This is a genomic window from Haliea alexandrii, assembly GCF_003719295.1.
GTDB classification, from domain to species: Bacteria; Pseudomonadota; Gammaproteobacteria; order Pseudomonadales; family Halieaceae; genus Haliea; species Haliea alexandrii.
Map to the genome: position 1 here is coordinate 1,304,728 of NZ_RFLW01000001.1, position 23,590 is coordinate 1,328,317.

22 protein-coding genes and 1 pseudogene are annotated in these 23,590 nt (G+C 57.3%); 7 read left to right on the forward strand and 16 right to left on the reverse strand.

Features of this window, described 5'->3' with window-relative positions:
- Positions 1-2: 2 nt before the first annotated feature.
- From EGJ68_RS05870 to EGJ68_RS05935, 15 genes and pseudogenes are all read right to left on the reverse strand, one after another.
- The gene (locus tag EGJ68_RS05870) at positions 3-878 is read right to left on the reverse strand and encodes an alpha/beta hydrolase (protein WP_158283519.1); all 876 of its coding nucleotides are present in this window, start codon (positions 876-878) and stop codon (positions 3-5) included.
- Positions 879-967: 89 nt separating this feature from the next.
- Positions 968-1,900: a glycosyltransferase family 2 protein gene (locus EGJ68_RS05875; RefSeq protein WP_123033548.1), complete on the reverse strand. Its 933-nt coding sequence runs from the start codon at positions 1,898-1,900 to the stop codon at positions 968-970.
- A 104-nt stretch (positions 1,901-2,004) separates the two neighbouring features.
- A complete protein-coding gene (locus EGJ68_RS18315) occupies positions 2,005-2,508 on the reverse strand; it encodes a glycosyltransferase (RefSeq protein WP_233248687.1) in 504 nt (167 codons plus the stop codon).
- 87 nt (positions 2,509-2,595) lie between these two features.
- A pseudogene (locus EGJ68_RS18485) lies at positions 2,596-3,060 on the reverse strand (glycosyltransferase); the annotation flags it as partial.
- A gap of 8 nt (positions 3,061-3,068) precedes the next feature.
- A complete protein-coding gene (locus tag EGJ68_RS05885) occupies positions 3,069-3,833 on the reverse strand; it encodes a class I SAM-dependent methyltransferase (protein ID WP_123033550.1) in 765 nt (254 codons plus the stop codon).
- A complete protein-coding gene (locus EGJ68_RS05890; RefSeq protein ID WP_123033551.1) occupies positions 3,820-5,301 on the reverse strand; it encodes a lipopolysaccharide biosynthesis protein in 1,482 nt (493 codons plus the stop codon). The genes EGJ68_RS05885 and EGJ68_RS05890 overlap by 14 nt, the downstream gene beginning before the upstream one ends.
- Positions 5,302-5,361: 60 nt before the next feature.
- Positions 5,362-6,243, reverse strand: a complete 882-nt coding sequence (locus EGJ68_RS05895; protein ID WP_158283520.1) for a hydrolase 1, exosortase A system-associated — start codon at positions 6,241-6,243, stop codon at positions 5,362-5,364.
- On the reverse strand, positions 6,240-7,064 hold the full coding sequence (locus EGJ68_RS05900; RefSeq protein ID WP_123033553.1) for a serine aminopeptidase domain-containing protein: 825 nt from the start codon (positions 7,062-7,064) through the stop codon (positions 6,240-6,242). Before EGJ68_RS05900 ends, EGJ68_RS05895 begins: the two co-directional genes overlap by 4 nt.
- Entirely contained in the window at positions 7,061-7,312 is a 252-nt protein-coding gene (locus EGJ68_RS05905) for a phosphopantetheine-binding protein (protein WP_199227935.1), read from the reverse strand. The genes EGJ68_RS05900 and EGJ68_RS05905 overlap by 4 nt, the downstream gene beginning before the upstream one ends.
- A gap of 28 nt (positions 7,313-7,340) precedes the next feature.
- Positions 7,341-8,015 carry a tetratricopeptide repeat protein gene (locus tag EGJ68_RS05910; RefSeq protein WP_123033555.1) on the reverse strand — a complete coding sequence of 225 codons (675 nt, stop codon included), beginning with the start codon at positions 8,013-8,015 and terminating at the stop codon, positions 7,341-7,343.
- Positions 8,012-9,817, reverse strand: coding sequence for an asparagine synthetase B family protein (locus tag EGJ68_RS05915; RefSeq protein ID WP_123033556.1), 1,806 nt, complete (start codon positions 9,815-9,817; stop codon positions 8,012-8,014). The genes EGJ68_RS05910 and EGJ68_RS05915 overlap by 4 nt, the downstream gene beginning before the upstream one ends.
- A complete protein-coding gene (locus EGJ68_RS05920; protein WP_123033557.1) occupies positions 9,810-10,589 on the reverse strand; it encodes a sulfotransferase family protein in 780 nt (259 codons plus the stop codon). The genes EGJ68_RS05915 and EGJ68_RS05920 overlap by 8 nt, the downstream gene beginning before the upstream one ends.
- A complete protein-coding gene (locus tag EGJ68_RS05925) occupies positions 10,589-11,614 on the reverse strand; it encodes a glycosyltransferase family 2 protein (protein WP_123033558.1) in 1,026 nt (341 codons plus the stop codon). The genes EGJ68_RS05920 and EGJ68_RS05925 overlap by 1 nt, the downstream gene beginning before the upstream one ends.
- Positions 11,607-13,310 (reverse strand): arsenate reductase/protein-tyrosine-phosphatase family protein, encoded by a 1,704-nt coding sequence (locus tag EGJ68_RS05930; protein WP_123033559.1) that lies wholly within the window; start codon positions 13,308-13,310, stop codon positions 11,607-11,609. The genes EGJ68_RS05925 and EGJ68_RS05930 overlap by 8 nt, the downstream gene beginning before the upstream one ends.
- A 186-nt stretch (positions 13,311-13,496) precedes the next feature.
- The gene (locus EGJ68_RS05935) at positions 13,497-14,429 is read right to left on the reverse strand and encodes a THxN family PEP-CTERM protein (RefSeq protein WP_158283521.1); all 933 of its coding nucleotides are present in this window, start codon (positions 14,427-14,429) and stop codon (positions 13,497-13,499) included.
- Positions 14,430-14,748: 319 nt separating this feature from the next.
- On the opposite strand from EGJ68_RS05935, the gene EGJ68_RS05940 reads away from it, so the two are divergent.
- The 5 genes from EGJ68_RS05940 to EGJ68_RS05960 all read left to right on the forward strand — a co-directional run bounded on the left by EGJ68_RS05940 (position 14,749) and on the right by EGJ68_RS05960 (position 20,101).
- Positions 14,749-15,387 (forward strand): N-acyl amino acid synthase FeeM domain-containing protein, encoded by a 639-nt coding sequence (locus EGJ68_RS05940; RefSeq protein WP_123033561.1) that lies wholly within the window; start codon positions 14,749-14,751, stop codon positions 15,385-15,387.
- 87 nt (positions 15,388-15,474) lie between these two features.
- Complete coding sequence (locus EGJ68_RS05945; protein ID WP_158283522.1) at positions 15,475-16,206, forward strand: PEP-CTERM/exosortase system-associated acyltransferase; 732 nt, start codon at positions 15,475-15,477, stop codon at positions 16,204-16,206.
- 28 nt (positions 16,207-16,234) lie between these two features.
- Positions 16,235-17,647: a phenylacetate--CoA ligase family protein gene (locus EGJ68_RS05950; protein WP_158283523.1), complete on the forward strand. Its 1,413-nt coding sequence runs from the start codon at positions 16,235-16,237 to the stop codon at positions 17,645-17,647.
- The gene (locus EGJ68_RS05955) at positions 17,648-18,871 is read left to right on the forward strand and encodes an ABC transporter permease (protein ID WP_123033564.1); all 1,224 of its coding nucleotides are present in this window, start codon (positions 17,648-17,650) and stop codon (positions 18,869-18,871) included.
- A gap of 9 nt (positions 18,872-18,880) precedes the next feature.
- The gene (locus EGJ68_RS05960; RefSeq protein WP_199227936.1) at positions 18,881-20,101 is read left to right on the forward strand and encodes an ABC transporter permease; all 1,221 of its coding nucleotides are present in this window, start codon (positions 18,881-18,883) and stop codon (positions 20,099-20,101) included.
- Between the two features lie 33 nt (positions 20,102-20,134).
- Here EGJ68_RS05960 and EGJ68_RS05965 read toward each other — a convergent pair whose 3' ends face one another.
- The gene (locus EGJ68_RS05965; RefSeq protein WP_123033565.1) at positions 20,135-20,986 is read right to left on the reverse strand and encodes an outer membrane lipoprotein-sorting protein; all 852 of its coding nucleotides are present in this window, start codon (positions 20,984-20,986) and stop codon (positions 20,135-20,137) included.
- Positions 20,987-21,032: 46 nt separating this feature from the next.
- On the opposite strand from EGJ68_RS05965, the gene EGJ68_RS05970 reads away from it, so the two are divergent.
- Together EGJ68_RS05970 and EGJ68_RS05975 are read left to right on the forward strand one after the other, a co-directional pair.
- The gene (locus tag EGJ68_RS05970) at positions 21,033-21,749 is read left to right on the forward strand and encodes an ABC transporter ATP-binding protein (protein ID WP_123034073.1); all 717 of its coding nucleotides are present in this window, start codon (positions 21,033-21,035) and stop codon (positions 21,747-21,749) included.
- Complete coding sequence (locus EGJ68_RS05975; protein ID WP_123033566.1) at positions 21,746-23,539, forward strand: AMIN domain-containing protein; 1,794 nt, start codon at positions 21,746-21,748, stop codon at positions 23,537-23,539. The genes EGJ68_RS05970 and EGJ68_RS05975 overlap by 4 nt, the downstream gene beginning before the upstream one ends.
- Positions 23,540-23,590 lie beyond the last annotated feature (51 nt).

The window sequence follows — 23,590 nt, forward strand, 5'->3', positions numbered from 1 at the left end:
AGTCACGCGCCATTTCCTCTCGCGTTTTTTAGCTCTGCTGGCTCATTCATTGCTAACTCGCAGTCAACTGCCGCTCCATGGGCTCGGAGGAACGCTAGGAGAGAGCCGGCTACTCTTGTGCGCCAGGGTTCGTAGTTGAAGAAACCGTGATTTTCGCCGGATGCCACCAGTAGCTCCAAAGGTGCCCTGGGGTTTTCAGCCTGTGAGAGCAGCACTTCGTATGCCGTTGGCAACAGGGGGTCGAGGCTACCGTAGATAATCTGCGTTGGTATGTCTGTTCGCTCCAGCTTGGATCCAAGTGATAAGCTCGTGGTCTTAGTTGGCCCAAGAGCTTCAATCAGTTTCAGTTCTTCCTTGGTGTAACCTTGAGACTTTTTGGCTACCGTCAGTTCGAGGACCGGGTTCAGCAGCCCCAAAGCGAAGGGAGGCGTGGTATTGGAACCTTCATAGTTGCTTGAAGCACCATACGGATAACTCAGTGCACTTGCTGCAGCGATATGACCGCCAGCGGAGCCACCGACCAGTGCAATATGAGCTGCCTTCACGCCAAACTGGGCGTGATGCCGATACATCCATTGATAGGCGTTGTAGGCGTCGTCAACTGCGCTATCGGGTAGAGTGCCATGTCTCGAATGGACGCGATATTCCACAAGTGCTGAGACGATACCGCAGGCGGCAAATTTTTCTGCAAACCATTTGAACTGGTCGGGGCTGCCTGTGATCCAGCCGCCGCCATGAAAGAACAGAACGGCCGGGTGATTGTCGCCATCGGCTTCGGTGGGATATATCTGCATCTTCAGCGCTGGCTGGTGTGTTTGCTCCTCGTTGTAAGTTACGGTGACGGGTTTTCGATCATTGAAATATGCATTGAGAATCACGAGTGCTGTTACTCCTGCGCAAACTAAAGCGGTCACCTTCGAGCGTGAGAGCCAATCTGATCGCTGCATACAGCCCCCGAATAGGGTGTCTAGAAAAACACCCCAGCCTTGGCAAGTAGGGCTTTCGCACGCCTCTTTGCGGTGCGCTGCGCGGGCGGGAGTTCCAAAAAGAGGTCGGCGACATGACCTGAAGCCTTCTCCCAACATGCTTGGTCGAACGCAGCTCCACGTGTGGCGTCGCGTTCAGCGCAGGTCGCGCCGACATAAGAAGGTGGAACAACGCCCAGCCGCAAATGCTCCTCAAGGATATCGGCCTTGGCCTTGATATTCTTCCACTGTACCGCTGAGTAGTTTGAGCTGTGACGTCTATAACCCCAGGTTGGTTGTGTATCGCCGACAAACACGCAATCATCCAAGCTAGCGAATCGCCGCGTAAACTCGCTGTCTTCGCCAATCCAGCGACTGTACTTTTCCAAGAATCCGCCCATGCGCTGGTAACTCTCACGTCGGAACATAACGCCCGAGGGATAGGCCGGGTTAAAGTCCAGCAATGCGAGATAGGGTTGCCTTATTATGTAAAAACCGTCCTGACCAAACTCACACTGGTGTTCTGCCCATCCAGGCGGAGCTTCATCAAGCAGATTATGGGAGCCGTCTGAACTTGCGCCAAATGAGTAGCAGTTAGAGAATGTAAAGTCAGCTTCCGGAAACTGCTCAAGAAGCTGCGATTTTCTCTGAAGATGATTTGGAGTCCAGATGTCATCGCTGTCGCAAAGGAAAATATAATCTGAAGAAACTTTGCTGATTCCGAGTTGCCTAGCTGCACCTTGCCCCCTGTTTGGTGTAGAAATATACTGGATGCCGTGGAATTCATGCGTTTCGAGGATGGCTTGCTCAGTGCTGTCTGTAGAACCATCGTTGACCACTACGATACAATTTGGCTCGATACCTTGGTTAAGTATTGAAAGAAGTGTTTCACCGATGTGCGATGCAGCGTTGTATGTAGGGATAATTACGCTCATTGATAACTGACTTTGGGGATTTGTCAAAGCGACTTTCTCCTGTTAGTGCTGCCCGTAGAAGATTGTGGTAGAGCTCCGTTCTCGTCTCGTGGAATTAAGATTTTTTAACCGTCTTTTAATGTCGCGCACAATAACTTGGCTTGGTAAGAGGGTTGAGCCTCCGGTCGGTTAGCGTGATCGGTGGCTGCTTTCGAGTATTTTTGATAGGTTTCTGGAAAGTCCCAGAGCGACCTTAGCGCGACCTTCCAATTTGAAATATCCGAGGGGACATCGACCAGAATGCCACCTGCTCCCACTGATTCGGGAAGGCCCCCTATCCTAGAAGCGACTGCAGGAATACCGCTTACCTGCCCCTCGCTTACTACTCGTCCCCAAGCCTCTTCCCATTTCGACGGTGCCAATATTATCTTCGCTCGGGAAAATGCTTTGCGAATATCAATTTTTGGAGGTTCCCATTGTACATTGCTGAGTTTTTTCGCTGCATTTTTCATTTCAACTAAGTGCCTATTGCTTGCCCAGCTTTCTTGTATGAGGAATGGTATATCCGGGCATTGTGCTGCGAGTTCCAAGGCAATATCCCCGCCCTTCGATGGGTCGGGATTAATCATGAGAACCCTATTGCCTGTGCGAGGCACCCAGCACCTCTCCTGTGCTATGGGCGGTAGAACGATGGCGGAATTCTTACCGAATGATTCCTCGATTTGTTTGCGTGTGAACTCCGAATTGGCAATGAATTTCAGCTGAGGTATAGACCCTAAATCGCCTCCGTGTCGGCTGAAATCGACATCCCTTACTTGGTAAAATGTGCTGTAGCCAAGCTCAACGGCAGCCAATGCGAGCTCATAAGCTCTGGGTGGCGCTCCAACCACGATTACCCGATCGGGGCGTACCTTTGATGCCACGGATTCAAATTTTCGGATTGGATCCCACCCGCGGTAAACTGGGTACCCCTGACCGTCATCGCGTGGAAAGTCATCTTTTAATATTCTTCGAGCTATCCGGTTTTTTGTGCCAAAAAAGCCCCTGGGGTGGATGCTGCATATAATAGATACTTGGTGCCCTTGGCGTACCAATTCTTCAGCTAGTATATGTGTAGACCATTCTGCGCCACCGATAGCCTGAGGTAGATAGTGGCGATTCGTGGCAAAGAGTATGTGCATTTTAAATCCTAGGCTGAATTTTTTCTGAACCTGATCTCTGCGCCTCCCTTCTCTAAATCGATGGTTCGATTTAGTATCAATCTTTCGTCCTCCAACCAACTTGAGATTATCTTTTGCTCACCTGATCTATTGGCATCATCGAGAAAAATAGCGGCATCTTCAGTAAGGCGCTCTATCATTTCAGGGATAGCGGGATACCTTGCGAGTTCGTTTGGTTTACTTGGTGGGCCATCAATAACCAAAAGGTCGATATCTTTCAAGGCCGCATACCCTGCGCTAGAGTACCAGTCTAACGCTACGTCAACTCCGGCGGGTTCAAGAGGAGCCACAACAACCGTAGCCCAGTCGGATAGGCCGCAGTCCTTAAGGTTTTTTCTGGTTATTTCTGCGAAGCGGGCATCATGCTCCAGACTAAAAACGTGCCCAGTGTTTGATAGCTGAGCACAGCGGGCGAGCACGATGGTAGAAGCGCCACTACTGCATTCAACAATGCAGTTGGGCTTTTCTTTGAGTGCGTGTTTCGCGATTTCGACAAGGAAATCCGGGGAGGCAGCCCAGCCTCTTAAGCGAGGCAACGGCTGGGTGAGTGCGAGCAGGGCCTTTAGATCAATGTACGCCTGAATCTGCCCGTAAAGGTGCTTTGACTCAATTTCTACGTCGCCTATTTTATCCATCAGTTCATAGGTCGATATATGGATCATTCTGATCTTTCTGTAGGCAAGAATCAGGAGACAGAGGATAAAGCTCAGAATAGTGATTTCAACGTATGCCATCAGCGGGCTTCCAAGGGAATAGTAGAATTCGCTTCACGCGTGCTGGAACAAGCTCGTCGTGAATAGTAGGGTGGTCGATCAGGCGGATCGCGACTAACCAGCTCAACGCAAGGCATATGGCCAGGATTGGGATTCCGAAGACTTCATCAACACTTTTTCCGTTGTCGAGGAAAAGTCGGTAGATGATATAACCGGGGCCCAAGCTCAAGACAGTCAGTATTGCGGAGTACATTAACCCCCCAGCCAGCTTTTTCCAGCTTGTCGGGCATGCATAGTGCTTGAAGGCATAGACATTGATCAACTGCAAACAATAAATACCGAGTAGGGCGATTGCGAAAGGCATGATCTCATCAAACGTGAGCGCGACGACGACAAGAATGACAATTCTCAAGGGTTGTATGACAAGTTCGGAAAGGGTGGCGAGTTTGACTTTTCCCATGGCAGTAATCATATTCATGCTCAGGCTCCACACTACCGCAACGGCACCCGCTGCGCAAAAAATGGGCACCAGAGGGGCTGCGGCGTCCCATTGTGGGCCAAAGAGGAAGCGCAAACTCTCCAGAGGGTAGAGCGCAAAAAAACCGTAGAATGGCCAGGCGATTGCGGTGACCGCGGTGATGCTTCGGTTGTGAATATCCTCCATGTCGGCGTTCCTGCGTGATGCACCGGCAAATGCCGGATAGGCGACACTCCTGATCGCTCCCATCATGTCACGGTGGAACAGATTCATCACCCCTTGCGCGCGGCTAAGCAGGCCTACAGCGGTGAATCCCAGGGCCTTGCCTACGACGAGATCATTCATGTTACCCGCGATATGCCCCAGCACATTGGTCAATGCAACCTGGGAACCAAACCCTGTTACGCGTCGCCACTCGGCCAGAGTTGGCCGCAGCATAAACTCGGAGCCGCGGTATACCGCTCCAGCTAACACGAGAGTGACCGTAGAGATGATGCTCGAATAAACCAGTGCGTTGTAGCCCGCGCCTGCAAGGGCAAAGCCGATTGCCGATGCTGTGCCAGCTACCGAAGCCAATATTCCAAAAAGAGCCAGTAAGCCAAACCTCATCTCCCGTTTCAAAAGTGACATCGTGGTTGAGTTGAAGGGTATCAGTAGGAAGTTAATCGATAGAAGCTGGAGGATTCCGGTCAAACGTTCATCATTGTAAAACCATGCTGCGGGTTTGGCGGCGCCCAATACGACCAAAAATAGCGTCGTTGACACGATCATTGTTACCGTGAACGCGGTGCGTATTCTTGCGGTAGTGAGTTCTCGCTCCTGAATCAGGTAGCTACCGATGCCGAAGTCTCTTAATATTTGCGCGATACCAATAACGGCAATAGCCACTGAATAAAGCCCGATTTCCTCGGGCGTAAGCAACCTGGCTATAATCACGAATGACAGCAGTTGCAGTCCTATCGTGATGTATGTCTGCGCAATTGAAATCGTAAGCGAGCGTGCGATTGACAAGGCGTTATCCGCCTTTGGAGGTCGGGGTTGTGGGAGTTATCAGGCGCACATGTCTCGGTATCATGAGCTTTTCAGTCTGCCCGCCCACATGCTGGCGGCATCAAGCATCCGATTCCTGGATTGCAAACTGGAAAAAGTTTGATCGGCCCCGGCAATCTCCAGCCGTTCTCGCCCGGGGCCACTGCATGCCCTGTTCCATTCACGGTCTGCAGCAACCAGCTCGTCGAATTCCCTGCTTATCAGGCTGCTGCCACTCATAAGAAATAAAACGCTGCCACCAAACTGTTGCAATCCGAGCAACATACGATCGATGTAATGTGGTTGAGCAGATGAGGCTGAATGGCGATGGTCTGCCCCGGCACGGCTGGTGAGACGATTCCACAGCCGGGTGGACGCGCTTCGCAGGTAAGCGGGTATGTCGTACTCCAGTTTGAGCAGTTTCCGCCAGAATGATCTCTGACGCAGGCGGGAAAGATAATGCTTCTGCTGGACTCGAGCCGCAGTGCGTTCGCTGCTGACCCAAGGGTTCGCAGCCACCACAGAGACAACCGCTGGAAACCGATGGGCGTTGATCAGTGCCGCGGATGCTGCATCACAGCCCCCCCAGAGGATGATGCGCTCAAGCCCTGGCACTTGTCGCCGGAACTCCGCGATCGCGGCCTCGATATCATTCTGCAGAGCCTCAAATCCTTGGAATTCACCTTCGCTATCCCCCAAGCCCCGGTGATCAAAGCGCATGACGTGTACGCCCTCCCGCGACAGTCGCCGTCCCAGTGCAACCAGCTGCCTACCACAGCCGCCCCGGTACTGCGGGCCGCCCGCGACAAGGGTTAACACACCCAGGTCGCTAGCAGTTGTCGACTGATGGATAACGCCGAGCAGATCGCACTCGTTAAGTTTGAATGGGAAGGCCACTTCGTTTAGCGAGGGCGTAGTGGTCACAGCGGCAGGGCCTCTGTTTTCTCGAGCAGCGAATCGCAGGTCGCACGCTCATGCAGCTGCCAAATGGGCGCTCCACTGAAAGGTACATGCTGGGTTTCTGCTCCCAGGCCGCTAAGGTGGCTTATAGCTTTAGCGGAACGGGGGTTCGGGGGCTGGTCGCCATCGGAGCTGTGCTCCAGCCAGTAGATGCGCTTTGCCGGAGCGCGGGGGATGTCTGCCATGTCCAGGCTGTCAATGGACAACATCAAGTCACCCCCGAGTGAGTAGCCACCGATTTCAACATTGTCGCCGTTGGCAAGACGTTCTCTGATGGTTGTAGTCGTTTCCGCAGCACCTCCGCGCTCTATCAGTGCTGCGAGGCGTTGCCTGTAGACCTGAGTGGCATAGGCCTTCCCCGAAACAACGGGCTGCCACATCAGCAGGGCATCACAGGTGATTGTGCGTTCGGCCAGGTAATTCGCCGCAATGAGCGCTCCCAGCCGGCAGCCCCATAGGTGGACAGGCACCTGAGCTTCATTGACAAGGCTGTCGTATATCTCGGAGATATTGTTGTACCAGATGGGGAGCGTGGCGTCTGTAGTTTCCCCGGGGCTCTCGCCTGTGCCATGGAAATCCAAAAGCGTGCAGCTTATCCCCTGCCTTGCGAACCAACGCGCTTGTCCTGCCGCGATGGCGCGGCAACGATTCATCTCTTCAGTGAAAGGCGGTAGGTAAATCACATGCGCACGCGGTACGACATCCACAGGTGAGAAGCGCACAAAGAAGGCCGGCTTCTCACCTTCGGAGAATCCGGCCTGAATGTCGATACGTTGCGCGCTCATGCTTCCTTCATTTTGTGTTCTACGAACTCTGCGAGCGAACCGACGGTTTCAAAGATTTCTCCACTAATCTCATCATCTGCCACTTCGCACCCCAGATTGTCTTCAATCTCGACAATAAGCGTTGTGATAGTGAGTGAGTTGAACTCTGGAAAGCCACCCATCAAATAGGTATCTTCACTCAGTGATACAGATTCATCCAGCTGAAGGCAGGAGCGGATCATCTTGCGAGTGATTTCTAGCGCTGTCACTTGTTTTCCTCTTGAAAGTAGTCTTTTGTCAGTCCCATTGTCCGGCTTGCTGTAGTTTGCGTTTCAACCCCGGGAAGGTCACACCAGAGGCGTAAGCTTGTTGCGCATAGCGGCTTGCCTCACTGTATTGTCCGAGATCAAAGTAGACTAGGCCCATGTTGTAAAGTAGGTTGACATCATTGGGCGTCAAAGCCTCAGCTTGTAGGTAGTGCTTAAGGGAGTCTCGGGGATGCCCCAGACGATGCAGATACAGCCCGAAAAGCATGTGGGGCACGGCATCGTCGGGCGCATAGCGGATCGCGCGCTGCAAAAAACATTCGGCGGGATTCTCTCGCTTCAGGCGAGCGGAGGGATCGCTGATTGAAAAACGGACAGCAGAGTACAGTGCGCGGTGGTGATTGGGTATTTTGGTTAGTGTGTAGCGAATATCACCTATAGGGTGTGTGACGCTGACTCCGCGTATCAGCTGTTCGACGTCCTGTGTGAAGTGGTAGTTCTCGACAATAGGCAGTTTGTTTTTGTCTATTCGGAAATCAAACGGCCCGTAGTTCTCGGTGCCAGGCCCGCTGCACTGTCGGCCATCGAGTGTCTCACCCACCCAAGGTGCCACGCCTCTGCCTTCCGCATAGGCAAACGTGCTGCTGAGCAACGCATAGAGTGTGAAAATCGCAGCTACAAGGCTCTGTAGGGGGTGTGTATTCATCGCGCCACCTCGTGGGCTCCCAGCCAGATTTCCAGCACCGCCAAGAGCCAGACGAGCTCGCCGTAGTAGGACGCATGGCCATCACGGTGCTGTGCAACGGCTTCCTCGAGAAATCTTGGGTTGAAAATCGAGCGGTTGTGCGGGCCCAATGCATGTTCATAGGCCATGTCGCGCAGCGGCGAATGGGTTTTCATCCAAACTCCAAAGGGTAACCCGAAGCCTTGCTTGGACTTTTTGATCGTAGCATCCGGTAACCATCCCTTAAGCGCCTGTTTGTAGAAGTCCCGCAGCGCTTTGCGCGGTAACTTCCAGTGCGATGGTATTTTCAGCGAAAGTGACACCAACTCGTCATCCAGCATGGGGTAACGCACCTCAACCCCCGCCATCTCGCAGGCCTTGCTGACCTTGCGCAGGTCATTGTCCGCCAGCGTTATCTGCCAGTCTAGAAAAAGCATGCGATTCAGCGAGCTAGCACCTTCAGGTGCATGATAGATTGAATTGAGTAGTCCTGTCGGGCGCACCGTATCGATGGCGCGAAGAAACTCCGGAAGAAAGACCTGCGTGGCGTCGTTCTGTTCAAGAAAGCTGTAGTAATGTAGCCGCGCTGGCAGGGGGGTGTAGGCCTGTTTGAGGAAACTCGAAGCTTTGCGGCCAAGTCTGCTTTGCGCCGGCAATATCTTGGCTAAACCCTCGATTATTGTGTGACGAGCGAAATAAGGCAGATTAGCATAATGCTCAAATAATTTTTGATGGGCGTAGCGTTCATTACCTGCGAAAAGCTCGTCACCGCCGTCTCCGGCGAGGAGTACGGAAACGCCATCTGCGGCCGCCCTTTGGGCGCAAAAGTAGGCCGGAAGCGCGGAGGAGTTACCAAAGGGTTCTTCAAAGGCCTTCGAGATTTCTGGCATTGCCGTCACAACATCGTCGGGGGTCACATAGTATTCATGTAATCGAATGCCAAAGTGTTTTGCGGTAATGCGTGCATAAGGCATCTCATCGTAGCCTTCCGCATCAAAGCCAATGGCATAGGCATCGCAGCCGGCTTCCTGTACTTCGTGTAACATTCCGGCCACGGTAGAGCTGTCTAGTCCGCCGCTAAGAAAAGCGCCGGTCTTGTGCGTTGCGTGGTCATGCGCTGCGCGTCCTACTGCATTTCGGAGTGTTTCCGCGACTGCAGTTTTCAGGCGAGTTCGAGAGCCCGGACTATTTTCGGTGAATTTGGGAGTCCAATAGCGTGTGACACGAACGCCATTTCGGTCTGCCTCGCCCCGATGTGCCATACTCAGCTTCTGAACATTTTTGTAAGCACTGCCTGGCGCGGGAATCATGTGGAAGTAAACAAAGTGATAGATGCTCTGCTCATCCAGGTCGGGTGCTTGCATCGGCGCTAAGGAAGGACGCAACTGTGTACAGACGCTTAGCGTACCTTCATTCTCAGAGTAGTACAGCGGTTGGCGGCCAAGCCTGTCGTTGGCGAAAAGGATGCGCTCTTGCTGTGGGTCGAGCAACAGCAAGGCCCATCGACCTGCGATCGTGGTCAGGAAACTGTCACCGAGCGCTTGATACTGAGTGAGCAGCTCAGTGGCATTGGTTTGCTGGCAACCGCTGTTTGTTTCCAGGAAGGGGTGACCTGTGAGCGCGATTATTATGCCGCTTGCGTCGGTAGCCGACTGTTCGCTGTGAATGTAGTGCGGCTGCGCTGCATCGCCTTCAGCAAAAGTGCCAAGCAGGTTCGCATCAGACCAGTTCCTCAAAGGCAATGTCGCTTCCAGCAACGGCATTCCTTTCCTGACCTTATTCATCCTGGAGTACCTTTGCGACACACCGTTTGCTTTCTATGATCGTGCTGCGGGCCAGCTGGAACTGATGAGCCGCCTCTGCCATGTTTGCTTCCGCGACGGGAATGTGGTCATAGGTTCGAGTGACGCGTTCTATCTTGCCAGATATGATCGATTCCGACGAGTCACCCGCTTTCTCTGCACCCGTCAGCGGCTGTTTTTTATAGTTTTCTTCTAGCGGTGCTTTCAGGCCAAGAAAGCCACTGATCGATTGAAGGGTCCGTGGTGCCTCTTCTCGCAGAGCATCAGCATCGAGGTACAGGAAATCGGTCGGACTGGCGCTGGCAATTCTGGCTAGCGACCGAATTCGGGATATGTAGTACTGAGTGGCGTTGTAACTGTCTGTATACGGGTGATCGGGTTCGACTGAGCGGTAGAGGCTGACGATACTGCGAATGGTTGTCTGTGGTGGGCGCAGCGCAAAGATCACTTTGCCTTGCTGGAAGAGTGAGAGGTCGACAAAGTGGTCATCGTGAAGCACTTTGTCGAACATAAATCGAGCCGATGACTTTGGCGCATGTTTGGAGAAGTGCAGTAGCTTCTGCCTGATCAGGCTCTTCCAACTGTAATACCCAATGTGTAGCTCATAGTAGCCTTCAATTTCGGGGTTGCTGCCGAGTACGTGCCCCAGCAAGCTGGTATTGGCCCGCATGTGGCTCATGAGCAATATCGGCTGGTAGTGCTTCAGGACTGTCGGATGTTTTCCCAACGCCCGCAAGTAAGTCAATGTTTCCATTATCGTCTATCCAGCATCGCGAATACGGCAAGGTATATACAGTACGCCTGCCACTTCAGTGAATAGCGATGTGCGAGCGCTACGCGGGCAAGCACGGCTGCTGCTTTGCGCTCACCGCTTTGCCGTTTAAGTGTTGTCAAATGTTTATATAGTGGCGACAGGCGGGTTCTACAGGCATCCACCACATCCGGGTGCTCACTTGTGCACAGGTTCTTCTGGTAGACACGTATTTGTGACAAGCGCTTCTGAGTTTCGTCAACGGAGGTCGACTCGTTATTTCTTTTGCTGATCGCGGGTACGTTGTGGCGACCAATGCATCTTGCCGTATAGATGATGTGGGATGCGACGCTTAGTGTGCGCAAGTACAAGTCGACTTCACATTCGTAGCGAATGCCCTCATCCATGCCACCCAGATCGAGGAACAGCTGGCGGTGTAGGATGGTGCAGTTGAGGTGTGGAAAGCCGCCATGTTGCAGCAATGTGCGCGGCTCTACGCGGAACGTACCGCAAGGGGCGTTCGTGATCGGCAGTTGGTTTGCAAGCCCATCAAGCCAAAGTGCATGTTCTACCCGTTGATTATTTTCGTCGTATGCCACTTGATTACTGTAGTAAGCGTCCACATCGCCATCGCTGCGCAGTATGACATCTCGGGCAGTCTGTAAATGCTCCATATCTTCCCAGCTGTCATCGTCGTCCAGGATGCATAGATAACGCCCTCTAGCCGCGCGAGCCCCCGTGTTGATGGAATAGCTTGGGCCATGGCCGTTCGGGCGCTGGGCTTGGCAAATCCATGATACGCAATCAGCCGCATCAGCTTCCATCGCTTGATAGGCGGCCAAATATTCGCCGGCAGAGCCATCATTCACTACGATGACTTCTAAATCCTGCGTGCTTTGTGCAAGCACAGATTGGAGGGCGCGCTGGAATAGTCCGGGGCGATTGCGAGTGGGTATGATTACTGAGAAGAATGGTGCGTCATGTTCGACCGCGCCAGGCATTTGCTCCAACTTGGACTCGCTAGACATGATTGTGTGTCCCCTGCAGGGCGCCGGATAAAGCGCTCACGGCTTCCCGGATTTGCAGGAAGCAGGATTCATAAATTGCGGGCGCCTGATTATAGGGATCGAGAATTTCAATGCTATTAGCACGCTTGTCTGAAGCTGTGCCCAGCAGGAAGGTTCGGGTGGCCGTGTCTGGGTACATCTTGGTGAGTTGATCGAAATGGCGTTTTTCCATGACGAATATAAGGTCACTCTCTTCTATAAGCTCTGCACTTACATACGTAGAGCTGCTATTCGCGAGCGCAATGTTATGCCGGGCGGCAACCGCGACCATACGTGGATCTGCCGGTCGCCCGGTTTCTTCATGGAAGCCCGCGGAGCGGATTTTCCTTGTGTTTGCTAAAGGCTGAATCGCAGACATGGCAGCCTCGGCGACAACACTCCGATTGATGTTGCCATAACAAACAAACAGAATACTGCGTGAGCTGCGGAGTTTCTCGCGTATCGTTCCGTTTCGCCAAAGCAAGCGCTGCTGCAGGGAAAACCAGTGCTCCTTCCAGAGGCCGGCGACTCGTAGCGCATACTGTCGCGCGAGGCGGCCGATATCGACCAAGCCGGGTAATGGATCACTGAAATTTTGAATATCGAAGTAATGGTGGAATGAAAAAACCTCCACCAGGTCCCTGGCGATGGAGCGCCCCGAAGGGGTTTTCGTTGTATGGTCACTTTTGCTGCGCAGAACCATTTCATGCCACATCAGGTCGCGAGACAGATTTCGACACACAACGCCGCGCCGGTAGGGTGGGTAGTGTGGCACGTCACCCGTCAGCGCGAGGTCCACAAGCATTGACGGGAAATCGGCGCCGGCTGCGGTTGCCAACGGCAGAGATCCCCACAAGCGGCCATTGATTTCCATCAGGCAATAGCTGCGGTCATCCGGGTTCCACTTGAACTCAACCATCGCGACACCGGTCCAGCGTGCTGCACTCATCAGCTTTTTCGCTGCCTCAAGTAATTCAGGCGCGATCTCGGTGCTCGCCCGAAGGCTGCTGCCCCCACCCGTAAGCGGTACCTCGTGCAGGCGCACGTGTTGAAACGCGTACAGAATCTCGCCGGCCCGTGCAATTAGCTCAATGCCTGCGCCCTGGCCCTGGAAATAGGTTTGCAGGATGACGGGGGAGTGCTCTAGGCAGGCCTCGCATTGTGCGCGCAAACACTCGAGGTTGTTTGCATAGCTTACGTCTCTTCTTGCGTAGCCCGAGGCGCTGCCCGACAGGGTTTGGCTGGGTTTGATAACCATCGGCCATGTTAAATCCGATGGCAGATTCTTGAGGTCGGCTAGGTTATGGAGATAAAAGCTTCGCGGTGTGGAGATTCCCAGCTCTTCAGCAAGTTTGAAAGTGGCGTTTTTGTTCAGAGCTAAAGTAAGACTCTCTGCGCTGGGCAGCGCTATCTTTACGTGTGGTAGTTGGTCGCGACTTTCCGACAGTGGCAGCAACGAACGTTCCGTAACCGGTATGACCAAGTCATAGCGGTGTTGCCGTGTATGCTGCTCAAACCAGGCCAGGAACGCAGACCTGTCCTCGGTGGGATCTGGATAGCGGAATGTTTCAATTACGGATTTGGAGTAGCTGGTTATGGGGCGCCGCGCTGCGCTAGCAACACTGACGCGGTATTTCGCGGCATTCAGGGAGCGCGCAACAGCAAGTGCTGGTGTCATATCGGCGTCAAGTATCAGAATTCTTTTGGATATACGCGTTGTTGACACAATACCAGTCTTACTCTGAAAGGGTGTGGCGTTGATGATACAACAGAAGCTAGGAGTCTCGGGCTAAAAAAAACCCCGGCAGAGCCGGGGTTTTTCCTCGATACCTTGCGATGATACCGTAAGGCGTTACGTCGTGGTTCAGGCAGAGACGTTCTTGCGACGACGGCCAGCAAAGCCCAGTGCCAATACGCCGGCGCCAAACAAGCCCAGTACAGAGGGCTCAGGAATCAGCGTAGCTGTGTAGCTCATCGCAATATGAATAGAGCTTGTCCCTGGGTCGTTCTCGGGCGTGAAGACCGAGATGGTGGTGCCATTGTCAACAACCACGGAGGGGCCAACTGGCGTGCCATCATTCGTCGAAATTCCAGGCAGCAGCTGGAAGCTCAGGTCGTACTTGTAACCCATGTAATTGAAGGAGACGGGTGCGAAGGCGCCTGTCGATGCAGTAAACACGTCGTCACAGTTCGTGCCGAGAGGGTTCAGGCCCGCGCAAGTCGTCTGATTCAGTGTTTCGTTAAAGCTGATCTGATTGGTGGTAGTCGGATCCTGGTAGGCAAGCGTTGTACGTCCTGCGTCTGCAAAGATGCGCAAGTCAGCCAGAGTGTCGACAGTCCAGAGTGGATCGTTGATTGCCCCGCCGAGGGAATCGAGGGCTTCGTTGGTTTGCGTGATAGTGTCAATCACCCACCAGTCACCCTCATTCCACTGGCCGTCAACGTCTGTACCGGCAAAGCCGGCGGTGTAACGCAGAGGCGTTGCGCCGTCTACATCAACGGTTGGAGCGGAATCGTTGTCAAATGACTGGATGCCGATGGATGACTGCGCGGGGGCATTGCCACCCTCCCACGCAAAACCGAGGCTGGTGCCAGCCGGCGCCAGGCCGCCCGCGTCAGGGTTGGCTACAGTGCTGCCAGCTTTGAACTGAAGAGAGCCGCCAAAGAATGTAGGTGTACTAAAACCCGCATGCTGGCTGAACCCCAGCTGTGCAAGCGGTGCTGCCACCGCCGAAGTACCAGCTACGGCCATCGCGAGGAGACTCGCTGCGCCTGCTGTCTTGATCATCGTTTTCATCATGAATCTCCTGATTTTGTGTTCCGACAGGGCCCGTGGGGTATCGGAAGGTGAGCGCCTGGCCAGTGGTTGTGGCCTGGCCGCCGTCGCACAAGACTTAAAGCAATGGTCGTGCCAGTAAAAAATATTCTTTTAAAAACAGTGCGTTAAAGAATTATCGGAGCGAGATCTTGAATGCCGCAGGCTACGGGTGTAAAAATTCCTGACAATTGCTTTCTGTTACCGTTTGTATCTTTTAACATGGCGCAGACCTCAGCAGGACGCACAGGGTCACCACCCTGAAACCCGGCAATACGGGGCCGTTCCGCGAGGCTATTGAATGACCCACCCCAAGGCGTTCCGTCCGGAACACTGGCTAAACACACGCATCGTCAATCAACCCGAGGAACTGCGCCGAATATATCGGCTGCGCTATAGCGTGTACTGCGAAGAGCGGTCGTTTTTGCGCGCGGACCGGTATCCGGATGGGCTGGAGGTCGACGCGTACGACTCGCGCTCGCGCTGTTTTGCGGCGTTTGACCGGGATGATGAAGTGGCAGGGTCTGTGCGTCTGGTCCTTGACGAGGCGGGGAACGTCTTCCCCTACCAGGAGCATTGCACGCCCTACGAAAATGTAGCGTTGCCACCCTCGCGGGTCGCCGGCGAAGTGTCTCGTCTGGTGCTTAACCAGAATTGTCGCACCCCACCGGGAGGCGGTAATACAGGCACGGTTATCCTCACCGTCTATCGGCAGATGTACCAGTACAGCCTGCAGCATGGCATCCAGTTCTGGTATGCCGCCATGGAGCGCTCTTTGGTACGCATGATGGGCCGCATTGGCGTAGAGTTTCAACGCATCGGCCCATCGGTCGACTACCACGGCCCGGTTGCCCCCTATTTGCTCGAGCTCTCCGCACTCCAGCAGCGTTTGGCAAAGGTGAATCCTGCGCTGCTACACTGGCTTGACTCGGAGCTTTGATAACGGGGCTCAGAATGCCTGATTGCGGATACCTCGGTATTTGGTGCTATGCTGCAGGCAGAAACATAAATGAGGGTGGAGGGAGCAATGGACCGCGACGCAGCAGCATCGCTAGGTGCCTTGGCGAAATATTTTTCGCTGCACTCCTATGATCGCGGTAGTGAAGTGGCAGAGCTCAACGATCTCTACGCACTGCGCTACCAGATTTATTGCCTCGAATGCCACTTCCTGAATGCCGCCCGCTATCCCGATGGACTGGAAACGGATGCCTACGACGCGCGCTCAGCGCATTTTTCGGCCACCAATGCCGAAGGCGTTGTGGCTGGCACCGCGCGCCTCGTGATGCCGGTGCAAGGCGAGCCGCTGCCCTTTTTTGACCACTGCCCGCCATTCGCCGATTTTGAGCCACCGCCCGCCGCTGAATCCGGCGAGGTGTCCCGCCTTGCGGTAAAGCGTGAGTACCGGCGCCGTGCGGGTGACAGCCTGTGGGGCATCAACGAGACGCACCTCAAGGGCCCCGATGCGGCAGATGAGTCGCCGCGCGGTGAAAAGCGCGTCAATGCGCCATTGCTGGTGCTGGGCCTGTATCGTCAAATCTATCGCTTCAGCTGTGAGAACGGCATTCGCTATTGGTACGCAGCGATGGAGAAGGGGCTGGCGCGGGTGCTGCGCATTTACGGTTTCGATTTCACCCCCATTGGCCCCGAAAGCGACTACTACGGCCCGGTGACCCCCTACCTCGGTGACCTGCGCAAGCTTGAAGCGGCATTGGAAGCTTCTAACCCGGCGCTGTTGTGGTGGTTCCGCAGCGGCCCCTGATGCACCTGCCAGAGCACGGATGGTTTCCATGCAATCCCTGAACCGGCTCAAACGTCGCATGCTGTTGGCCATGCTGGAGCGGCAAACGCCGGAAAAGCTCCAGACCTTGGGGCGTAAGCGCTTGCCCGGGGTGTTTGCGCGGGCTGCGCGACACTCTGCCGCGTATCGCACGTTGCTGCAGGAAGCCGGTGTGGGTGCAGGGGCTGTACGCACGGGGGAGGAAGTGCTGGCGCAGGCTCCTATTCTCACAAAAGCTGACCTGTTCGAGCGCTTTCCGGTGCAACAGCTGCTGATCGACAATCTCTCCACGGCAGCCCTTGCAGGCGTACTCACCAGCTCCGGTCACGGCGGCAGCAACTTCGCCTTTGGCCTCAGCACCCGCCGGCAGCACCACCTGACCCCGGATGACATTGACCTTGGACTGCAGCAGGCGTTTGGCATTGACCAGCGTTCCACGCTGCTGGTGAATTGCCTGCCCATGGGCGTGGTGTTTACCTCCAATGCGGTTTGTGTAGCGAATGTGAGCGTGCGCGAGGACATGGCGCTGGCTATTCTCGCCCAGGCGGGCCCCTTGTTTGACCAGGCCATACTCTGCACCGACCCGCTGTTCTGCAAGCGCCTGCTGGATTACGCGGCGGAACAGGGGTTTGACTGGTCGCAACTGCGCATGAACGTCATTCTCGGTGAAGAGATGTTCTCCGAGGACTACCGCAGTTATCTGGCGGCCGCCCTGTGTGTACCGCTGGATGAGCCCGAGGGCACTCTGATAGGCAGTTCCATGGGAGTGGGTGAACTGGGCCTGAACCTGTTCTTCGAGAATTCCGCCACCATTGCCCTGCGCCGTGCCTGGTACCGGCGCAACCCGGACGCCGTGTTGCCCTCTTATTTTTGCTTCAACCCGTTGCGCAGCTATGTGGAGATTGTTGAGCCCGGGCCGGATGGGGTCGGCGATCTGGTGATCACCATGCTGGATCGCGAGGCGCCTGTGCCGATGATTCGTTATCGTACGGGGGATCGGGCCCGGTGGCTGACGGATGCAGACCGCGAACCCTTGAATGAAGGTGAGCGGGAGGCCCTTGCCGCGGTGCCATTCCCCATGCTGGCAATGCTGGGCCGGGCACGCGACCAGGTGAATAACCATTGGCATGTCGACCATTTCAAGGCCTTGCTCTATCGGCAGCCCGTGCTCGCCGCTCAGCTGTCAGGGGCTTTTCGTGTATTGCCACTGGTCGACGGCCTGCGTCTTGATGTGCAGCTCGCGCAATCTGCCAGCCGCTCGCCAACGGCGGTGGGCGCGGACCTGGCGGCCTTGATTGCGGAGTCTGCTGCGCGCCGTGGTGTGCCGGCGCCGGAACTGTGCTGCTTCGCCTATGCCGAATTCCCCCACGGCATGGGGTTGGATTACGAACGCAAGTTTCGCTATTTCCCGGGGCCGGGCTGAGTGTCGGCGCTGCTGATGTCGCTGCTGCTGGCCTTGCGCAATTTGCGCCGCCAGTTCCGCCGCAGCCTCACTGCCTTGCTCTCCATCGGTTTTGGTGTGGCGGCCCTGCTGGTGGCCACGGGGTTCAACGCCGCCATGTTCGAAGAGTTTCGCGAGGCCACCATCCGCTCGCAGTTCGGCCACCTGCAGGTCACACGGCCGGGCTTTCAGGAGCGGGGCCGCAGTGACCCCTGGGCCTATATGCTGCCCGGCGAGATAGCGGTAGATTCTGCGCTCCTGCCGCCGGCGTCGACGGTATCGCCGCGCCTGTTATTGAACGGCCTCGTCAGTTTTGGTGAGCTCACGTTGCCGTTCATGAGTGAGGGGATAGACCCGGCGCGCGACATGCTGGATGACCGCTCCCTGCGTATTGAACAGGGACGCCGCCTGGCGGCTGGCGATCATCGCCATGTGGTGCTGGGGGAGGGACTGGCGCGGCAGCTGGAGGTGGCGCCGGGTGAGTCGGTGGTGCTCCTGGTCAACACACCCACGGGGCAGTTGGGTGCGGCTGAAGCTGAGGTAGCGGGCGTGTTCAGCTCCTTCAGCCAGGAGTTTGACGATGCCGCCCTGCTGTTGCCGCTGTCGCTGGCCCGGGAGCTGGCGCAGGTGGAGGGTGCCCATGCCTGGCTGGTGTTCCTGCAGGACACCAGCGCGACTGCATCCGCGCTGGGTCCGGTGCGCAATGCGTTGCCTGCCGATGCGTTCGACGTGCAGCCCTGGTACGCGCTGGCGGAATTCTATGCACGCGCCTCGGCGTTGTTTCAGCAACAGCTGGACCTGGTGAAAGGGATTGTCGTGTTCATCATCCTGCTGGGTATCGGCAACACCATGATGATGAGCGTGCTGGAGCGTACGGGAGAAATCGGTACGGTGATGGCGCTCGGGAATACGCGTGCGTCTGTGTTGCGCGGCTTCCTGCTGGAGGGGGCGCTGCTGGGCCTGCTCGGCGCCGTGCTCGGGGTGTTGGCCGCTCTGGGGATCGGTCAGCTGCTGGCGTTGGCGGCCATCGAAATGCCGCCGCCGCCCACTTTCGCCCGCAGCTACGATGCGGCGCTCCTGATCACCCCGCCGATGGTGCTGGAGGTATTGCTGATTGCGATAGTCACCACCACGCTGGCTTCGTTCTACCCGGCCTGGCGCGCCTCGCGCATGGAGATCGTGGAGGCCATTCGCCATGCGCGCTAGGGGGTTCCAGTGAGAGAGCTGCTGCAGCTTGCCGCCCGCAATGTGCTGCGCCAGCGCGGCCGCTCGCTGATGACTTTGTTCGCCATTGCCTTTGGCGTGGTCGCCCTGATCCTTGCCGGTGGCTTCATCAAGGACACAGTGGATGAGCTGGGGGAGTCGATGATTCACTCCCAGTCGGGGCACCTGCAGGTCAACCGGGCGGGCTATCGCGAGCAGGGCGCCCGTGAGCCCGCTGCGTATCTGCTTGCGGAGCCGGAAGCCCTGCGCGGCCAGCTGCAAGCTATTCCCGCGGTAGAAGAAGTGCTGCTGCGCACTGTATTCACGGGTTTGCTGAACAACGGACGCACGGACTGGGCGATTATCGGTGAGGGCGTGGAGCCTGCCGCCGAAGCGCGCCTGGGAACCTATATCAACATCGCGGCAGGGCGGCAGCTGACCGACGGCGACCCCTTCGGCATGATGCTGGGTGCGGGCGTGGCCCAGGCCCTCAACCTGCAGCCGGGGGATTGGGTGGACCTCCTCACCAACACCACAGACGGCGCGGTGAACGTACTGGAATTCGAGGTGGTCGGAATCTTCCAGACCTTCTCCAAGGATTATGACGCGCGCGCGGTGCGCATTCCCCTGCCCGCCGCCCAGGAGCTGCTGGGTGATCCCGGCGTGCACCTGGCGGTGTTGCGGCTGGCGCGCACGGAGGCAACCGCCACCGTACAACAGGCCGCGCAGGCAACGCTGGCCGAGCGCGATGTTGAGGTGCTGGGCTGGCGCCGCCTGAACCCCTTCTATGAGCAGACAGTGGCGCTGTACCAGCAACAATTCGGGTTTCTGGTGCTGGTGATCCTGCTGATGGTGACGCTGAGTGTGGGCAACAGCATCAATATGAATGTGTACGAGCGCGCGGCGGAGTTTGGCACCATGCAGGCCTGCGGTGCGCCTCAAAGGCAAATCTTCCGGCTGGTGCTGCTGGAAAGTGCATTTCTCGGCGCGGCGGGCGCAGTGCTCGGTGTGGTGCTGGGCAATGGGCTGGCACTCGCCATTTCCGCCGTCGGCATACCCATGCCGCCGCCACCCAACTCGGATATTGCCTATATCGCGCTGGTGCGGCTGGCATGGTGGATCAGCGGCCTGGCTTTTGCCGTAGGGGTGCTGGCGCCGGTGATTGCCGCATTGCGGCCCGCGCGGCGTGCGGCGCGGGCCGACATCGCCGACTCACTGCGCCAGGCCGTTTAGCGGGCGCTGCAACCCCCCGGCAAGTAAGCGGCTCTAGAGCCGGCGCAGGTACTGTTGGGTAAACATGCGCTCAGGCAGGTCTTTCACTGTCATGGTGTTGTACTCCAGCACAGAGGAGTCACCGTCCTTGAGCGCATCCTCGATGACCAGCCGGGTGGGGCGCATGCGCCCGGCCAGGTCCTGAAAGGCTTCGTAGCGGCTGGTTTTCAGTAGCCGCCCGGACACGGCGTAGAATTCCGCCTTGATCGGCCGGTCATCGGCGACGGCCACCCAGTAGCGTACCTTGGCGTAGGTGACCCCGCGGCCCGCCGCCGTCAGGTCCAGCACCCAGGCGTCCTCACCATCCAGGTTCTCCCGCCCCGCCAGCTCCGCGTTGTAGTCGCCGGCGAAATTGGCACGCGCCAGGTCACCGTTGGCCACCTGCCCGGTCAGGCGCTGGGATAGCGACAGGCGCACCGGCTGGGAGACGGTGGGCATGAAGATCCACAGATCGCGGCCGCGCATGAGCAGGGCCTGTCCGCGCTCGGAGGCCGGCGACTCGGTGAGCACGATAGTGTTCTCGTTGCCCCGCGACATCACCTTGTACTCGCGTACATCGCCCGCCTCGCCAGCCGTGTAGTTGGTGACGGTGATCAGCGTTTCAAAGCTCTCCCGGGGGAAGCGGATAGCGTCGGCGCGCTTTACCAGCGCCGTGGCGTCAACCGTCGCGGGATCCACGGCGTCGTCGTCGCTGGGCTCTGAGGAGGATTCTGAGCTGGCGGGCGCAGCCTCATCTGCGGCAGATGCGGGTTGGGCGCGGGCGGTACCGGAGGTCAGCAAAAAGGCCAGGGCGACCCACCCCAAAATGGTCAAAAAGTCGGGATTCTTGCGAAGTTGCCGAAACATGGGTGCTATCCTGTGGCGACATGTACCGGCATTCTGGCGCTGCGCAATGGCGATTGTAAAGGTAGAAAAGGTGGGTAAGCGGTATCCGCTGGGCGAACAGGTGGTGGACGCCCTGCGCGACGTGTCGCTGACGATCGACCCCGGGGCGTTTCTGGCGATCGCGGGCCCTTCCGGCAGCGGCAAGTCCACACTGCTGAATATCATCGGCTGCATTGATAGCCCGAGCACGGGGCATGTGTTCATTGAGGGGCAGGATGTATCCGGCAAAACACCGGATCAGCTGGCCGACGTGCGCGCCCGTACGCTGGGCTTCATTTTTCAGAATTTCAATCTGTTGCCGGTGCTGTCGGCGCGGGAGAACGTGGAATACCCGTTGCTGCAGCTACCGGAGTTGTCGCGTGCGGAGCGGCGCGAGCGGGTCGCGCACTATCTGGATATGGTGGGTCTGGCGCGCTTTGCCGAGCATCGTCCCAATCAGTTGTCCGGTGGCCAGCGGCAACGCGTGGCGATTGCCCGCGCCCTGGCGACCCATTCACGTCTGGTGCTGGCCGACGAGCCAACCGCGAATCTCGACCGGGAGACCGGGCGCAGCATTCTGGAACTCATGCAGAGCATCAACAGCAAGGCGGGCACGACCTTCGTATTCTCGACCCACGACAGTCATGTGATGGCGATGGCTGACCGCCTGGTGCACATGGAAGACGGTTGCATCCTGCGTCAAGAGGGGCGCAGTGCGCAGCCTGCGGAGGAGGCCGCGCCGTGAACAGGGTACTGTCCGCCTGCCGGGCAGTGGCGTTCCTTTGCACCTTGCTGGTGCTACCGTCGTTCGCGCTGGCCGCGAACGACCCCGGGGTGGTTATCGGACAGGCCACGCCGGCCAGCGCCAGTGTGCGAGTGGGGCGCGAGCCCGGACGCACACGCATGGTGGTGGACATCAGCGCGGCGCCGCAATACGACCTGTTCGAATTATCTGGCCCCGATCGCATTGTCATCGACCTCAAGCATACGGTGCTCGCTAGCACACCCGCGCCGGCGTTGTTCGCCGCCACGCCCGTTGCCGGATTGCGTACCGGCGTGCGAGAAGGCCACACGCTGCGGCTGGTGCTGGATTTGGCCGATAGCGGCTTGCGTCATGAAAGCTTCGTACTCGGCCCGGACGCAAATGGGGGGCACCGTCTGGTTCTCGACCTCTACCCACGCGAGCACAGTGTGGCGCAGGGCGCTGCGCCAGCTCGGCCACCTGCGGCCAGCGCGCCCACGGCTGCTGCTGTTACCGATGCCGCACCGAGTGCAGCGCGACCGCAGCGCCGCCAACCTGCTCCCGTTGCGGCGGTGGGAGGCAGTGTCCCTACCTCCTCATCCTCGGGCATCAGCGACGTCCTGGTGGGGGGCTACGGCGAGCTGGCCGCGGCGTACACCACGGCACAGCCGGAACACTGGTCGAAGCTGCGCGCGCGGCTTGAAGTCGGGGTGAGTGGCAGCCTCGACTGGGGGGCTCGCTTCAAGGTGGTGGGCCGCCTGGAAGGGGATGGTGCCTACAGTCTGGAAGATGATTTTTACCCTGCCCCTGTGCGCCACGATCAGCGCCGCGACGCGTCTTTGCGCGAGGCCTATCTGGATTTTGGCGCCGGCAACTGGGAGTACCGCCTCGGCCGGCAACACGTGGTCTGGGGGGAAATGGTGGGGCTGTTTCTCGCCGACGTGGTGTCCGCTCGCGATACCCGGGAGTTCTACCTCGAAGAGTTCGAGACCATGCGCATTCCCCAGTGGGCGGTGCGCGCCGAGCGGTTCGCGGGTGATGCTCACCTGGAACTGCTCTGGGTGCCTTATCCCAGCTACGACAGGATAGGTGAGCCCGGGGCGGACTTCTATCCGTTCCCGGTGGCGGCGGGTACGCCGGTGACCGAGCGCACACCGAGCCGCAGCAAACTGTCCAACCACGGCCTGGGTGGCCGCTTTTCCTACCTGCTCGACGGTTGGGATCTCAGCGGTTTTTACTACCAGAGCACCGATGTGGCACCCATGCTCTACCAGACAGCAGATGGGCTGGAGCTGCGCCACGACCGCATCCAGCAGTTCGGCGGCACCTTCTCCAAGGATTTCCGCGATTTCGTGTTCAAGGGTGAAGCGGTGTATACCCGCGGTCGCGGATTCTTCTCGCTGGACCCGGCCGCGACCAATGGCGTGGAAGAGAGTGGCGGGCTGGACTACGTGGTGGGCGTCATGTTGCCCTGGGGCGACTGGCGGTTCGATGCCCAGTTCTACGGCCGTCATCTGGCCGACTACCGCCCCGGGCTGGTGTCAGATCGCAACGAGACGGGACTCACGCTGCTGGTGAATCGGCGTTTCGGTGACCGTGTGGAAGCGGAGGTACTCTACCTCACTGGGCTCAATCGCAGTGATTGGTCGCTGCAGCCACGCGTGAGCTGGAACGTGACGCAGGAGTGGCGCCTGCAGTTTGGCGCAGACCTGTTCGGTGGTAGCGAGATCGGATTGTTCGGGCAATACGGTGCCAGTGATCGCATATATATTGAACTGCGCCGCTGGTTCTAGCCTTTTACCCGACAAAGTGTGAGCCAGTGCCGCAATTGCGCCTTGGCGGCA